Raw genomic sequence first — 15748 nt, 5'->3', positions numbered from 1 at the left:
AAGACTGGGTATGCCTGTTCGCCAGAAAATCTCGTAAAGCAGCTGAAAGCCTAGGGGTAGTTGCGTTCAAGCGAATGATTTGATCAACAACGCCTTTCTAGACTGTTACTAATGCAGTCTCCGAGTATGACGGAAAATAATCCTCTGCATTGAGAGCTGTGGAGCACTGCGTTATCCGATTTCGACAGACTCCGGCATACCTTCAGGCAGATGCCTTGAATGCCAATTGCTGTGCAAGCCACTCTCTACAAAAGAGAAGGCCACAAGGACTTATTCTCACCTTCCTTAAACGCTTACATTCAAAAGGTCTCTATCTACTAATAAGCACTTGCTGCAAAAATTAAAAGTATCAGGAATTTAGAAACCGATGTAATTGGGGAAAGGCACGATAAGGTTCACCAAATCTAAATAGGTCAGATTGATCTATTTAGATTTGGTTGACCGTTATTTTTTACCAGAAAAATTTACATCATCAACTTAGCGGCTATCGCGCTTTTGCTGCAACGCTTCGGCGCCCGTTGCCACCATTCGCAGTTGAGTCACCAGTCGGTCGGCCAGAATCTTGCGATCGGCCCGTTTCATATCCAGGGCGGCGGCGCCGGCATTGAACACCAGAGTCACCAATGCTTCGGCCTGTGCCCTGGCCAACTCAGGGCTGCGGCCGGCGGTGTCCTCGGTGTAGTGCGCCAGTTCCGAGATAAAGTGTTCAATCTCCCGCGCCACAGCGGCACGAAAGGCGGCCGAGGTGCCTGAGCGTTCATGCAGCAGGATCCTGAATACGTTGGGGTTGGATTCCAGTACTTCCATAAAGGTGTCGACCGAGATGCGGATAACACTGCCGCCGGCCTCGGCGCGCTGACGTCCCTTACGCATCATCTGTCTCAGCGTCAGGCCACCTTCATCGACCATGGTCAGCCCTAGCTCATTCATATCCTTGAAATGACGGTAGAAAGAGGTTGGCGCTATATTGGCTTCCCTGGCCACTTCCCTAAGACTCAGGCTGGAAAAGCTACGCTCGGCACTCAGTTGATTGAATGCTGCATCCACCAAGGCGCGGCGGGTTTTCTCTTTCTGCTGTGCTCTGATACCCATCTTTATTCCATTCACTGGATCTGTTGCGCAAATAATACAGGCTTTACTCAATAATCACATCCTCGGCTGGTGTCACTGTGATTGTGCTCCAATAGCAACTTAGCATACACTTGTTAGCTTAAAGCGTTTTGGAAGTCATCATAATGAAAAAACCTCCCCTCATCTGGACCAACCTGATCCTCTTCCTGCTGACGTTTGCCGGTGCCTGTATTCTGGTGCCTTGGCGAGGCATCAGTCATGGTTTTGAGCTCAGCGAGTGGCTCACCTTCGTACTGTTGGCCTTCGCCAGTGGTTTGTCTATCACCGCCGGTTACCACAGGCTGTGGTCACATAAGGCTTATAAGTCTCACCCTGCCGTGCGTTTCCTGTTTGCCCTGGGCGGTGCGCTGGCTTTGCAGAACAGTGCCTTGCATTGGGCTTCGGATCATCGTATCCATCACAAGCATGTGGATGACAATGACAAGGATCCCTATTCAGCGAACATGGGTTTCTGGTATAGCCATATTGGTTGGATGCTCAGGGAATATCAGGCACAGCGTTATCACGACTATAACAACGTCAGAGACCTGCAAAACGATACCATAGTCATGTGGCAGCATAAGCATTATCTGCTGCTGGCACTATTGATGAATGTGGGCCTCCCCGCTCTGCTTGGTTGGTTGAACGGCGATATCCTGTCGATGTTGCTGCTGGCCGGTCTGCTGCGCCTGGTAGTAGTGCATCACTGCACCTTTTTTATCAACTCGTTGGCGCATATCTGGGGCAAACAACCCTATACAGATCGCAACAGTGCCCGAGACAACGGCGTGCTGGCACTGTTTACTTATGGTGAGGGTTACCATAACTTCCACCATATCTTTGAAAACGATTACCGCAATGGTATCCATTGGTGGCATTACGACCCTACCAAGTGGCTGATCCGTTTCCTGTCCTGGTTTGGCCTGACCAAAGATCTGCGCAAGAGCCCCCAGGAGCGCATCGAAGCCGCCAAACTGCAGATGCAACTCAAGCGCGCCCAGCATAAGGTGGCCCATCTGCCCAATTGCGAGGAAATCCTGGAAAAGCTGCAGGCAGAATACGAGGAATTGAAGAGCCACTTGCTGGCCTACTTTGAAGCCAAGAAGGCGCTGCTTGAAGCACGCAAGCAGCAATTGGCCGATAAGCATCTGCTGTCTCAGGTGACGGAAATGCGCTTACGTTTTCGCGCCCAACGAAAACAATGGCGCCAACTGCAAGCCAGCATAGCCTAAAACCTTGTCGTAGCCACCCAAGGCCTGGCGATCGGCTTAACAGAATTTACCTGAGTTGTGAAACGGTCGGCTTGTACTGCGGCCGTTTCTGTTTATGATCAGGGGTTATTTCAATCACTCAGGGACCCGGCTATGTCAGATCAGTCAGTCAAACTCACGGAGTACAGCCACGGCGCAGGTTGCGGTTGCAAGATTTCTCCCAAAGTCCTCAGCACCATTTTGGCCTCTCAATTGCCGGACTTTAAAGATCCCCGCCTGTTGGTCGGCAACCAGAGCCGGGATGATGCGGCCGTGTATCAGTTGGATGATCACACGGGCATTATCAGCACCACAGACTTCTTTATGCCGATAGTCGATGACCCTTTCACTTTCGGCCGTATCGCAGCCACCAATGCCATCAGCGATATCTATGCCATGGGCGGCAAGCCTATTATGGCGATTGCTATTCTGGGCTGGCCGGTGAACAAGCTGTCACCCGAGATTGCCCAGCAGGTAGTGGATGGCGGACGCCAAGCCTGCATGGATGCCGGGATCATGTTGGCAGGAGGCCATAGCATAGATGCACCCGAGCCTATTTTCGGCCTGGCAGTAACCGGCACAGTGGCACTGGAGCACCTCAAGCAGAACGATACCGCCAAGGCGGGTGACAAGCTCTATCTCACCAAACCTCTGGGAATTGGCATACTGACTACGGCACAAAAGCAGAAAAAGCTGGCACCGCAGGACGTCAATATCGCCCCCGAAGCCATGTGCCAACTCAATAAAATAGGTGCCGAAGTCGCCAAGATAAGCGCGGTTCACGCCATGACAGATGTGACGGGCTTTGGTCTGGCGGGCCACCTGCTGGAAATGTGTCAGGGCTCCAACCTCAAGGCCAGCATAGATACCGCCAAACTACCACTGCTGGAAAAAGCCTCCGAGTATCTGGCTGTGGGTTGTATCCCGGGCGGCACCCACAGAAACTTTGACAGCTACGGTGAGCACCTTCCCGAGGTTTCCGAGCAACAAAAGGCCTTACTGTGCGATCCGCAAACCAGCGGCGGCTTACTTATCGCTGTCGGCGCCGAGGGTGAGGCAGAACTGCAGCAACTGCTGACCAGCCAAGGGCTGGAGCTACACTGTATAGGTGCGCTCGACTGCCGCGACGACAGTCAGCAGTGGGTGGAGCTTATATGAGTCGACAGATAATCGCGCCTGCAGAATACCGGGAGATCTTCCTATCCGATCGTCCCCTGGTCGATCTGCGGGCGCCGGTTGAGTTTGCCAAGGGTGCCTTTCCTGCCAGCACTAACCTGCCATTGATGAACGACAGCGAAAGGCAGAAGGTAGGCACCTGTTATAAAGAGCATGGGCAGGCCGCCGCCATAGAGCTCGGCCATTCGCTGGTCAAAGGCAAGATCAAGGCCGCGCGTATTCAAGCCTGGCTGGATTTCTTCAGCGCCCACCCAGATGCCAACCTCTACTGTTTTCGGGGTGGTCTGCGCTCTCAACTGACCCAGCAATGGATCCGCGAGGCTGGTCTTGAAGTGCCCTATATTCAGGGCGGCTACAAGGCGATGCGCCAATACCTTATCGATACCATAGATAACACCCCGCAGCAGCAACAGCTGTTGATCCTCAGCGGTATTACCGGCTCAGGCAAGACAGAGTTTATTCTCAGTCGCAGCGAGTCTGTGGATCTGGAAGGTACAGCCAATCACCGAGGCTCAAGCTTTGGCAAAAATGTTACTCCGCAGCCCAGTCAGATCAATTTTGAAAACAGCTTGGCTCGGGAGCTGTTGAGGCATCAAGAGAGGCAAGAGTCCTGCCTGCTGCTGGAAGACGAAAGCTTCCTGATAGGACGCCGCGCCATACCCAAAGTCTTTTTCAGTGCCATGCAGCAGGCGCAGGTTTTGGTGTTGGAAGAGCCACTGGAGGCCAGGCTCCCCCGCCTTCTGGATGAGTATGTGCACAAGATGCAGCGAGGTTTTGAACAGCATTATGGCGCCGAAGAAGGCATGGCGGCGTTCGGTGCCTATCTGCGTCAGAGTGTCGAGGGCATACGCAAGCGTATGGGGCACCAACAAACTGAGCAACTGCTGGAGCTGGTCGACGCAAGCTTGCAGACACAGCAGCAACGCAACACTACAGAACAACATCTGGAGTGGATCTCACTGCTGCTGGAGAAGTATTACGACCCCATGTATCAGTACCAGCTGGAGAAAAAGGCCGAGCGGATCATCTTCCGCGGTGACCGTCAGGCCATTCATCAGTGGCTGGATGAGAGGCGATCAAACCGCCAGCAATGAGTGTAACGACGGGCCATCAAGCTTAATTGGCTCTTCGGCAAACAAAATGAGCCCGGCTGCGACCGGGCTCTTTCGTTGACATGACCTTAGCTATCAGATTTAGCCAGCAGATCGGCTACCCGCTGCTGCAACGAGTGACGGCTCTCTTCTGCGCCGGGTACCTGAGCTGCGATATTGACCTTAAGCCTGGACCAGAAACGTCTTGGCCGGGTCGTCAGGGCATGGCCATCTTTGTGGCTGAAATAAGATCCCCACAAACCTTTGAGCGCCATTGGCACCACAGGCACAGGATCCTTTGCCAGTATCTGTTCGATACCGGGCCGGAACTGATGCAATTCACCGTCGGGAGACAACCTACCCTCAGGGAAAATACACACTAACTCTTCATTGGTCAGCGCCTGGTGGATACGCTCAAAGGCCCGGGTATAGGTATCAATGCACTTTTTCGGTGAGCAGATAGGGATCACCCCGGCGTGGCGGAACAGATACTTGAGCAAGGGCATTTCACTTATGCTCTTATCCATCACAAAGCGCACCGGGCGAGTGGATGCTCCCAGCAGCACCAAGGCATCGACGTAACTGACATGGTTACACACCAGCACGGCAGCCCCCTGCTTGGGGATGTTTTCCCGGCCTTCCACCTTGAGACGATACAACAAATGGCTCAGCAGATAACTGATAAACCTCAGCGTAAACTCAGGCACCTGGCTATAGACATACAACGCTACCACGGCGTTGAATACCGCCAGCAGAGTAAATAACTGAGGAATCGACAGGCCCACCAGCTCCAGCAATATTATCGACAATATCGCCGAGCACACCATAAACAGAGCATTGATGATATTGTTGGCGGCTATGGCTTGGGCACATTCACCCGGGGCCGAGCGCGACTGAATAAAGGCATACAGAGGCACAATAAACAGGCCGCCACTGACCCCCACCATAAACAGTGCCAACATCAGCCTGAAGTGTTCACTGCGGCCGACAAACTCACTTATGTCGTAGAGATATCCCGCCGGCAGTTGGCTGTAGTCAGGAATGGCCCACAGCAGATCCAGGCCAAAGAAGGTTAACCCGGCGACCCCGAAAGGCAGCAGCCCCAGCTCTACATGACCAAAGGAGAAGCGCTCACAAACAAAGGAGCCGACCGCAATACCTATGGAAAACAGCGCCAGCAGCAGTGACACCACAGTGGCGTCCGAATGCAGCGAGCCTCTGGCAAAATTGGGGAACTGGGTCAGGTAGGTGGCACCCAAAAACCAGAACCAACTGATCGCCAGAATCGCCATCCAGATTGACGGCGTTTGCCGTACCCGCTTGATACTGGCCAAAGTACCGGACAAGGGTGCAAAGCGTACCTTGTCTATCGGCAGCGGCGCCGGCAATGATGGAATCGCCCGGCTGGAGAGGAAACCGGCCAAGGCCAGCACACATACGGTTATTGCGGCCCACATCAGGCCGTTATCACTGGTTACCAACAGCCCGGCACTCAGGGTGCCTATCAAAATAGACAGAAAGGTGCCCATTTCCACCCAGGCGTTACCGGTGACCAACTCATCTTCTCTAAGCGCCTGCGGCAAGAGCGAGTATTTTACCGGGCCAAAGTAGGCCGATTGGGTGCCAGTGAGAAACAGCAGCAGCAACATCAACAGATAGCTTTGCGCCATAATCGCCGCGGCGGCGCAGGACATGATGATAAGCTCCAGCAGCTTTAATCTGCGGATCATCAGCGCCTTGTCCATATTGTCGGCCACCATGCCCGCATGGGCAGAAAACAGAAAGAAAGGCAGAATGAAAATCCCCGCCGCCAGATTGACAAACAGATCCACACTCATCGGCAGGTTCTCGACCTGGCTGTAGGTCACCAGCAGCAGCAACACATTTTTGTAGATGTTGTCGTTAAGCGCCCCCAGACACTGAGTGGCGAAATAGGGTAAAAATCGTTTGCTCAGGAACATACGCCATCCTCCTGTTGCATTGCTGTCCACCACAAGTGCACCTGAAATGTCAGTAACTGCAACCAAGAAGCCTGACTGAAGAGCTTATCGTCCAGCGCCAGGCCGGTCAGCCCATGGATACTGCTCCAGAAGCTGCGACTGGCGAGTGCCAGCTTGGATGAGGGCAAGTTTGGCAACAAGTCACCGAGTTGCAGCTCGAGCAAGCCTATCAGCTCGGCAATCAGCTGTTGTTGCGATTCCGGCAGAGGTTCTTCCGGCCCCAGATGTAAGGCAAACACCAAACGAAATGCCTGGGGTTGGCTATGGGCAAACTCGGCATAAGCCTTGGCCAGTGCCAACAGCTTCTGCTCGCCGGTTGCGAATTTTTGTTCACACACCAGCTGTATTTGCTCAAGCAGACGCTCCAAGACCCTGGCGGATACGCTCAGGAGCAGATAGTTGTAGCTACCAAAGAGGTTGATTAGGGTACTGGGGGCATAGCCCACTTGGGAGGCGATCCGCCTAAGACTCAGGCTGGTATATTCCTCCTGCGTCAACAACTGCTCGACGACATCCAGTGCCATGAGGCGGATCTCTTGATGACTGTGTTCCTTACGTCTTGCCATAGTGTCCATTCCTGAAAAGAGATGGCAGCAGACTAACAGCCTTTAAAATAAAAAACAATGTTCACAATGTGACATTTTTTAATCAGAATTACGAAAGGCAATTGATATCTTCTAAGGTAATCACTACCTAAAAGTACACCAAATAATATGACTTCAGCTTACTGCCTCTAGTTCTAATAGGGTCAAAACGACAATAGGCCAGAAGCACTGCTTCTGGCCTATTTTACCTGTGATATGCATCCACTTGTTTAACGCATGGTAACAAACTCTTCTGCGCCTGTTGGATGGATAGCAACTACGGCATCGAAGTCAGCCTTGGTGGCGCCCATCTTGATGGCAACGCCAAAGCCTTGAAGGATTTCATCCATGCCAAAGCCGATACCGTGGATCCCGACAACTTTTTCATCGGCGCCGGCACAAACCAGCTTCATCTTACAGGCTTGACGGTGCGCAGTAACCGCTGTGTACATGGAGGTAAAGGATGAAGTGTAGACTTTCACCTGATCCTCACCGAAACGTTCTTTGGCCTCAGGCTCTGTCAGCCCCATGGTGCCAATTGGCGGGTGGCTGAAGACCACTGTCGGGATGCAGTCATAGTCCATCTTGGCATCCGGCAAGGCGCCAAAGAGACGCTCTGACAGCAAGCGACCCGCCTTGACGGCAACCGGTGTCAGCTCTACTCCGCCAGCCATGATGTCACCGACACAGTAAACCCCTTTGGCGCTGGTGTTTTGCTGGGCATCTGTTATCACATATCCCTTGGGATCCAACTGCACATCGGTATTTTCAAGGCCGATATTGCCTGTGGCCGGTGCCCGACCTATGGCCCAGATCAGGCAGTCCACTGTGTACTCTTCAGCGTTTTCCAGCACCAGAGTCAGGCTGCCATCGGCGTTTTTACGCACTTCCTTGGGAATGCTCTGGGTATGCAGCGAAGGCCCTTCGCTGGCCATGGACTCCATCAGTGTTTCATAGAGCATGGGGTCGAAGTTACGCAGCGGCGCATGTTTGCGTACAAACAGATGGGTTTCACTGCCCAGGGCATGCAATACACCGGCAATTTCCACCGCGATATAACCGGCACCCACTACGGCTACCCGCTTGGGCTGTTCACGCAGGGCAAAGAAACCGTCCGAGTCTATGCCATATTCAGCCCCGGGAATGTCGGGAATGCTGGGCGCGCCGCCGGTAGCGATCAAAATATGCTCGGCACTGTAGTGTTCGCCGTCAACCTCAATGGTGTGGTTATCAACAAAGCGGCCATAGCCGTTAACCACTGTCACCTTGTTGTTGGCCAGACCGCGTTCGTAAGAGCCATGGATCCGTTCGATATAGGCTTCACGACTGGCCACCAAAGTGTTCCAGTCAAACTGGTTGACGCTGACATCAAAACCGTAATCTTTGGCATAGAGATGCATGGCTTCGGCCACTTGGGCGCCATACCACATGACCTTCTTGGGCACACAGCCGACGTTGACGCAGGTACCACCCAGGTGTTTGGCTTCAATCAGCAAGACCTTGGCGCCACGCATAGCGGCTCTGTTGGCTGACGCAATACCACCGCTGCCCGCACCCAGGCAGATATAGTCAAAATGTTGTGCCATGTTTATCTCCGTAGATTGATACTGACTCACTCGCCCAACAGGGCGACCTCCCGTCTGGCGGGATACTTGTGAGCCATTGTAGGGGGATTCAGATCAAGTGACCAGACCAGAGTCTGCCGGTAAAAATTTCAGTGGTACAAGCTGCAGCGGGAATAATCCTGGGTCTCTGGCCCTGAGCCTGAGCACTTGAGGCAACGAAACTGCTGTTGATGCTCGCCGAGTTCAGCCTGCAAATATCTGGCAGTGTGGGAATCTTTCTGCCTGAGGCGCCGCTCCAGCTCTGTCATTCGCTTATCCAACCAGCGACAACCGGGATCATCGGCGATTTGGCGGCGAGGCTTGGATGGCTTCTTTTTTCGGGATTTGGTTGGTTTACTGTCGCGCGAGGCCTTGGGCAGGGGCGCAGACTCATATTCAAGTGCGGCTTCAAACTGCTGTGGAATGGCAATAGGATTGCCCTCGCTGTCGAGCACCCACCCCAGAGGGAGCGAACCAGGCTCTTTGCCCGGGTCGCTGAGTTGCTTATCTATTGAGGGCTCTGAACCCGACACTGGATTCAGGTCTGGATTCAGGTCTGAGCTTGATTCGGCCTGGGATTCAACCAATGGGGCGACTCCCAACCAAAGGAGCAGGCAGCAAAGCCCACCGATTCTGTAGGTTAACATTCCCTGTCCCTCCGCATCGATCCGTCGACGCTGTTTGTCTTCACATCAGAGTCTAGAAGCTGCGGTGAATGTTAGCCAATTTAAAACTGCCACTCTAGATGCAAGCCGGCATAAGACTGAGCCAGATCGCCATGCCAACCCTCCTCTTGCGCCTGCTGCTTGATATCGTCCTGCGCTATGCTGTGGCTCAAATGCAAGGAAGCCACCAAAGAAGGGGTTAATGAGTAGCATGCCTCTACACCAAACTGCAGATGATTGGGGCCATCATGAGTCTGGCTGGCATAGCCAAAGTCGAATCCCTGGGTCACATAAGGGGTCAGAGTCAATTGCTCGTTCACTTGCCAGTGGCTGTGCAGGCTCAACTCAACAAAATAACCAGAGGCTTCAGTAGCATAGGTATAGTTAATCGATGGCGTCAGCCAGCTCAGCCCCTGATAGGCGAGATAGGCGTACACCTCATTGTCATGGCCGCGCTCATCACCGTAAAACTCCAACCGCTGCATGCCGACACCGGCTTCCACTGATTCGAGTGGGTTGAAACAGTATTCCACCCCGGCATTGAGCTCGGCGTAGTTCACACTGTCGGCTCGGCCAAACAACACGAAGGCCCCCAGGCCATCACGGCTATGGTGAATGCCACTCCAGGCAATCCCGCCCGCAGACAAGTTGTCACGCCCCTCGGAAATATAGCGGCTGTCCCACCCCAGCATGAGTTGGGTTTCAGTGGCCTCATCGGCCAATAATGGATTGCAGCACAGGAGTGTCAGCAACAAGAGCGGATAGCGCATAAAACGTACCAAACTTACAAAGTAAAGTTTATTTTATTCCACCACCCTATTATGTAAATGATAACGAATCGTGTTTTAGATCCAGTTATCATTTATGATTTTTTTGTGCATTGACGGTAGGCTCTCTTCCTCGGTAGCAGTGACTCGTGACTCACGGGTATTTCACTGCCGAGTTTGGCGGCTATGTTTCACTGCTATGTTTCACTGCTATGTTTCACTGCTGTGTTTCACATCTGTGCCACTGCTATGGCACCAATCGCTTTTATCACCTTGATAAATCACAGCGGAACCCTTATCTATTAGCCACGCCCCTGAATATTCGCCGCCATGGCGGCAAGACCAGGCACCCAATGCAGGCCCTATGGCCCACGCCCAAAGAGAGGACAGACAATGACCAATCCGCTGCTGACAGCACAGGAGCTGCCACCCTTTTCCAGTATCAAGGCCGAGCACATTCAACCGGCGGTCGAACAGGCCATAGCCAAATGCCGCGATAAGATAGAAGCCGTGCTGGCCGCAGGAGGCCCCTTCACTTGGGAGAACCTGGTGGCCCCCCTGGAGCAGGTGGACGATGAGCTGAGTCAGATCTGGTCGCCGATTTCCCATATGAATTCAGTACTCAGCAATGAAGAATGGCGCGCTGCCCACGATGCCTGCCTGCCACTACTGTCTGAGTACAGCACCTTTGTCGGCCAACATCTGGGCCTGTATCAGGCCTATAAAGAGCTCAAGGCCTCGGCGGAATTTGCCCAGCTCAGCCAGGCACAACAGACTGTGATAGAACATAGCCTGAGAGACTTCGAACTGTCGGGAATAGGCCTCAATGATGAACAAAAAGCCCGCTATGGAGAGATTGTAAAGCGTCTGTCTGAACTCAGCAGCACCTATTCCAACCAACTGCTGGATGCCACACATGCCTGGAGCAAGCTGGTTACCGATGAAGCCGAATTGGCCGGTCTGCCAGAGTCTGCCATTGCCGCCGCCAAGGCGATGGCAGAGGCCAAAGAGCAGCAAGGTTGGCTGTTCACCCTGGATTTTCCATCCTATCTGCCGGTCATGACCTACAGCGACAACCGCAGTCTGCGTGAAGAGTGCTACCGCGCCTTTGTTACCCGCGCTTCGGATCAAGGCCCCAATGCCGGTGAGTTCGACAATGGCCCGCTGATGGACGAGATCCTGAGCCTGCGCCATGAGTTGGCACAGTTACTGGGCTTTGATACCTATGCCGATAAGTCTCTGGCCACCAAGATGGCGCAATCGCCCGAGCAGGTTATCGCCTTCCTCAATGAGCTGGCGCTGCGCTCCAAGTCTCAAGCCAAGGCCGAGTTGGCCGAACTCAAGGAGTTTGCCAAGGAGCATTATGGTGTAACCGAGTTGGCGGCCTGGGATCTGGGTTACTACGGCGAAAAGCTCAAGCAACACAAGTATGAGATATCTCAGGAAGAACTACGTCCCTTCTTCCCCGAAGACAAGGTGCTCAGCGGCCTGTTCTACACCATCAAGCGCTTGTTCGGCATGGATGTCAAAGAGCAGCAGGATTTCGACAAGTGGCATAAAGACGTGCGCTTTTTCCACATATTGGATGCCGAGGGCGAACACAGAGGCAGCTTTTATCTGGACCTCTATGCCCGTGAAGGCAAGCGGGGCGGCGCCTGGATGAATGATTGCCGTACCCGGCGGATGACGGCCACTGGCCTGCAAAAACCGGTAGCCTACCTCACCTGTAACTTCAATCGCCCTGTGGGTGACAAGCCGGCGCTGTTTACCCATGACGAAGTCACTACCCTGTTCCACGAATTTGGTCATGGTATTCACCATATGCTGACCCGCATCGATATCGGTGGGGTTTCCGGCATCAATGGCGTACCTTGGGATGCCGTGGAGCTGCCAAGCCAGTTTATGGAGAACTGGTGCTGGGCCGAAGAGGCGCTGGCGGAGATCTCCGGCCATTATCAGACCGGGGAGCCGCTGCCCAAGGCGATGCTGGACAAGATGCTGGCCGCCAAGAACTTCCAGTCCGGCATGATGATGCTGCGGCAACTGGAGTTCTCCCTGTTCGACTTCCGCCTGCATCAGGAGTTTGATCCGGCCAAGGGCGCCCATATTCAGCAGATGTTGGATGAGGTTCGACGCCAGGTGGCAGTGGTCACACCGCCTGAATTCAACCGCTTCCAGAACGGTTTCGCCCATATCTTTGCCGGAGGTTATGCCGCCGGCTACTACAGCTACAAATGGGCCGAGGTGTTGTCTGCCGATGCCTTCTCCCGCTTCGAGGAGGAAGGTATTTTCAACGAGAGCACAGGACGCGACTTCCTGCATAACATACTTGAGATGGGCGGCAGTGAGGAGCCTATGGTGCTATTTACCCGCTTCCGTGGCCGCGAGCCCAGCATAGACGCACTGCTGCGTCACTCAGGGATCCAAGCCTGAGACTGAAGCAATTGATTAGGCGCCTTAGGGCGCCTTTTTTGTGAGCCAGTTCTCGCTTGCCGTCTGGTATGACCTTTGGTAGCCTTTAATGCCTCTCAACTCTTGGACCCTTTGATGAACCTCTACTTTCGCCTGTTTTGGCTGCTGCTCTGGCGAGTGCGCCGGGCAAACGATATCGGTTTTCTCGGCACCAGCCGCATCCGTTATCGGGCTTTACCGAGTGACTGTGACATCAACCTGCACCTGACCAACTCCCGCTACCCGGCATTTATGGATCTGGCCCGCACCTATATGATGGCCGAAATGGGCTTGCTGAAGCGCTTTCTAAAACTGAAATGGATGCCGATAGTCAATGCCGCCGAATTCACTTATGTAAGGGATATCAGGCCATTACAGCAGTTTGAAATTGCCTCTCGCGTGGTTGGCTGGGATGAAAAGTATTTCTACATAGAGCAACGTTTCCTGTCGGACAGAGGCCTGCATGCCATAGTGCATGTCAGAGGTTTGTTCGTCTGCAAACGCAAACCTGTACCCACGGAAAACCTGTTGACGGAAGCCGGGTTCGATGAGACCACGCCCGAGTTACCGGCGGAGATCATCAAGTGGAAGTCATTCCTGGATCTCAAAAAGGCCCGCAACAGCTGAATTCTTGTTCAGGGGATGGGTCTGAGCCCGCTGCTGGCCTCCTCCTGAGCCAGAGTTACTTCATCCTGCACCAACATCCAGGAACCTCGCAATTGCGCCTGCAGCCAGTAGCGCCCCAAATGCTGGTAATCCAGTAAATTGAAACTGCGCTGCAGGTAACCAAGACAAGGAATTAAGGCACAATCGGCCAAAGTGAACCCATCTCCGCACAGCCAATGATGCTCAACCAGGCGCAAGTCCAGCGCCCGCAGGCAAAGTCTGAGACGGTTTTCAATTTGACGCTGCACCAGAGGAAGTTGCTGTTCTTCCGGTAAGCTATATTGCTGTTCCAACTGATAGAGGCTGTTGTTAAGGTCGTTGTCGGCAATTCTGTCATAGAGACGTACTTGCAGATTGAGCTCGGGCTCCTTGGGCAACAACCGGGTGCCGGCGGCCATTTTATTGTCCAGATACTCTATGATAATGCTGGATTCAGGCAACAGGCTGCCGTCCTGACACACCAAAAGTGGCAGCTTACCGGATGGATAGAAATGCAGATAGTGTTGGCGCTCCAATGGATCCTGCAGATCCGTTACCCGGGGAAAGAAGTTTGCCTGCTTTTCATAAAGTGCCAGCAGCACCTTTTGCGAATAACGCGACAATGGATGGTAGTAAAGCTCCATAGACAGGGATCCCCATGGTTACCAACTTTAACTTTAGTTGCTGGCTACCGCTTAGGGAAGGCGTGAACAGTTACCATGAGTGCCGCGAGCAGTTATCCGTCCTCTGTTTAGCCCTACTTCTGCTTGAGAAAGTCCCACATGTAGAGATGTGATGAGCACCTTTTCAGTCGGTAAACTTGCTAGCTGATTTCAAAGTCTCCACTTTGTTCTTAATCGCCATTTATGACATCAAACGTCTGTTGGGGCTGAACGTTCACTGAAAAAGCCCCGCTTGATCAGTCTTGAAACCAAGCCTCAAGTATGACTGTTAATCCGCTGCCATCTTTACCCCGATTGGTATTACACTGGTGCGGCAGCAACTGAGCCAATCAAAAGGGAAAAGCACATGATCAAGCCGGAAGATTTTGCCACCATCTATGCCAGAGCCTGTGAGCGTAAAGGTGGCGCCGAGCAACTGGAGAGCCTGTTACCCAAAGTCTGTTCCACAGAAGAATTGCTGGAATATACAGATGCCGAGTTGCTTTCAGCACTCAGCAAACAGGTATTTCAGAGTGGTTTTGTCTGGAAGGTAGTGGAACACAAATGGCCGGCCTATGAAGAGGCCTTCTTTGGCTTTGAACCCATGAAAGTGTTGATGCTCTCCCCTGAGCAGCTGCAGGCCAGAGCTGAGGACAGTCGCCTTATTCGCCACCAGAAAAAGACCCAGGCCATTTATGACAACGCGCTCATGGTGCAGGATATTGCCAGAGAACACGGCAGCCTGGCCCGTTACATCGCCCTCTGGCCAGTGGAGGAGATCACCTCACTGTGGCAAGAGCTCAAACGCCGTGGGGCACGCCTGGGTGGCAATACCGGCCCCTATTTTCTGCGTGGTATAGGTAAGGACTGCTTCCTGTTGACCGCTGATGTCCAAAACTATCTCAAGAGCCACAAACTGGTAGATGCAGGCTTCAGCTCAAAGAGCGGCCTGGCCCAGGTACAAGCTGTATTCAATCATTGGCAGCAGAGCAGCGGCAGGAGCATGGCCGCCATCAGCCGCATCCTGGCTTGTAGCACAGGGGATAATCGTATCTGAGGCCTGAGATAAATTTGACTTAAATACAAACAAAATAGTTGCAATCGAAAATGAGAACCATTATCATCTGTTTTGCGTTCCAAAACTCATCCTTAACTGAGAGTCAGTTAACCGCTAGTCGACTGAGATTTGCTTGAAGTTATGGTGTTCCTGAGTTTGCAAAGCACGACATTGCTCACACACTCTTTTAGGCCGGGTTAACTACCCGGCCCTTTTTTGGCTGATTGTTATTGTCTAAGCTTTATGCCCCTTATCCCCACTAACTATTTCTCCCTCTCACTGCTATTCAAACGTTTGATGCCCCTCTCTACAAACCAATATTGGGAGAATCAGGCACCAAGAAAGGGGCCGAAATCTGGATTTAGCCGCGCAACTGCCAATGGTTTTCGACCAGTGATTTAGATTCTAACGCATCAAAAAACCACTTACTAATCAAATATTTTTGATAAACACCCAAGATGAGAACAATTAGGCCGGAAAGATTTTATCTTGAAAGGGCAAAAAAACAGTTGCAAACATAAATGAGAATGATTATTGTTAACTTGCGTTCCAAAACTCATCCTTAGCTTTAGGCCCGCAGTACCCGCTGAGAGTTATGGTGTTCCTGAGTTTGCAAAGCACGACATTGCTCACACACTCTTTGTGGCCGGGTTAATTACCCGGCTCTTTTTTTGTTTACACGCCAA

At 52.8% G+C, this 15748-nt stretch carries 13 protein-coding genes; 6 read left to right on the top strand and 7 right to left on the bottom strand.

All coding sequences use genetic code 11. The annotated features are described in order from the left end of the window. Positions 1 to 477: 477 nt before the first annotated feature. Positions 478 to 1092, bottom strand: a complete 615-nt coding sequence (gene fabR, locus ACMHXH_RS09245; RefSeq protein WP_025010659.1) for an HTH-type transcriptional repressor FabR — start codon at positions 1090 to 1092, stop codon at positions 478 to 480. 143 nt (positions 1093 to 1235) lie between these two features. Here fabR and ACMHXH_RS09240 point away from each other — a divergent pair, with 143 nt between their 5' ends. The 3 genes from ACMHXH_RS09240 to mnmH all read left to right on the top strand — a co-directional run bounded on the left by ACMHXH_RS09240 (position 1236) and on the right by mnmH (position 4630). Beyond that, positions 1236 to 2342 carry an acyl-CoA desaturase gene (locus ACMHXH_RS09240; RefSeq protein WP_039035978.1) on the top strand — a complete coding sequence of 369 codons (1107 nt, stop codon included), beginning with the start codon at positions 1236 to 1238 and terminating at the stop codon, positions 2340 to 2342. 132 nt (positions 2343 to 2474) lie between these two features. Next, positions 2475 to 3518 (top strand): selenide, water dikinase SelD, encoded by a 1044-nt coding sequence (gene selD / locus ACMHXH_RS09235; protein ID WP_071475699.1) that lies wholly within the window; start codon positions 2475 to 2477, stop codon positions 3516 to 3518. Continuing rightward, on the top strand, positions 3515 to 4630 hold the full coding sequence (gene mnmH / locus ACMHXH_RS09230; protein WP_071475700.1) for a tRNA 2-selenouridine(34) synthase MnmH: 1116 nt from the start codon (positions 3515 to 3517) through the stop codon (positions 4628 to 4630). The genes selD and mnmH overlap by 4 nt, the downstream gene beginning before the upstream one ends. Positions 4631 to 4716: 86 nt before the next feature. Here the strand turns inward: mnmH and ACMHXH_RS09225 are convergent, their stop codons facing one another. The 5 genes from ACMHXH_RS09225 to ACMHXH_RS09205 all read right to left on the bottom strand — a co-directional run bounded on the left by ACMHXH_RS09225 (position 4717) and on the right by ACMHXH_RS09205 (position 10250). Beyond that, a complete protein-coding gene (locus ACMHXH_RS09225) occupies positions 4717 to 6588 on the bottom strand; it encodes an MFS transporter (RefSeq protein ID WP_335912231.1) in 1872 nt (623 codons plus the stop codon). Beyond that, on the bottom strand, positions 6579 to 7193 hold the full coding sequence (locus ACMHXH_RS09220; protein WP_071475701.1) for a TetR/AcrR family transcriptional regulator: 615 nt from the start codon (positions 7191 to 7193) through the stop codon (positions 6579 to 6581). The genes ACMHXH_RS09225 and ACMHXH_RS09220 overlap by 10 nt, the downstream gene beginning before the upstream one ends. 248 nt (positions 7194 to 7441) lie before the next feature. Beyond that, complete coding sequence (gene gorA / locus ACMHXH_RS09215; RefSeq protein WP_045283799.1) at positions 7442 to 8797, bottom strand: glutathione-disulfide reductase; 1356 nt, start codon at positions 8795 to 8797, stop codon at positions 7442 to 7444. A gap of 128 nt (positions 8798 to 8925) precedes the next feature. After that, positions 8926 to 9462: a hypothetical protein gene (locus ACMHXH_RS09210; RefSeq protein WP_162206839.1), complete on the bottom strand. Its 537-nt coding sequence runs from the start codon at positions 9460 to 9462 to the stop codon at positions 8926 to 8928. An 80-nt stretch (positions 9463 to 9542) separates the two neighbouring features. Continuing rightward, entirely contained in the window at positions 9543 to 10250 is a 708-nt protein-coding gene (locus ACMHXH_RS09205; RefSeq protein ID WP_162206838.1) for a hypothetical protein, read from the bottom strand. Between the two features lie 390 nt (positions 10251 to 10640). Between ACMHXH_RS09205 and prlC the strand changes: the two genes are divergently transcribed. Together prlC and ACMHXH_RS09195 are read left to right on the top strand one after the other, a co-directional pair. Beyond that, a complete protein-coding gene (gene prlC / locus ACMHXH_RS09200) occupies positions 10641 to 12680 on the top strand; it encodes an oligopeptidase A (RefSeq protein ID WP_234501408.1) in 2040 nt (679 codons plus the stop codon). Between the two features lie 114 nt (positions 12681 to 12794). Continuing rightward, positions 12795 to 13325, top strand: a complete 531-nt coding sequence (locus ACMHXH_RS09195; RefSeq protein WP_025009092.1) for a thioesterase family protein — start codon at positions 12795 to 12797, stop codon at positions 13323 to 13325. Positions 13326 to 13333: 8 nt separating this feature from the next. Here the strand turns inward: ACMHXH_RS09195 and ACMHXH_RS09190 are convergent, their stop codons facing one another. Then, complete coding sequence (locus ACMHXH_RS09190) at positions 13334 to 13987, bottom strand: glutathione S-transferase family protein (RefSeq protein WP_039035965.1); 654 nt, start codon at positions 13985 to 13987, stop codon at positions 13334 to 13336. Positions 13988 to 14372: 385 nt separating this feature from the next. Here ACMHXH_RS09190 and ACMHXH_RS09185 point away from each other — a divergent pair, with 385 nt between their 5' ends. Next, positions 14373 to 15062, top strand: coding sequence for a DNA-3-methyladenine glycosylase I (locus ACMHXH_RS09185; RefSeq protein ID WP_162206836.1), 690 nt, complete (start codon positions 14373 to 14375; stop codon positions 15060 to 15062). The last annotated feature ends 686 nt before the right edge of the window (positions 15063 to 15748 follow it).

This window comes from Shewanella sp. BJSY2023SW001, from assembly GCF_047314685.1.
GTDB lineage: Bacteria > Pseudomonadota > Gammaproteobacteria > Enterobacterales > Shewanellaceae > Shewanella > Shewanella indica.
The sequence above is the reverse complement of the archived record's forward strand: the minus strand, read 5'-3'. Positions and strand labels throughout refer to the sequence as shown.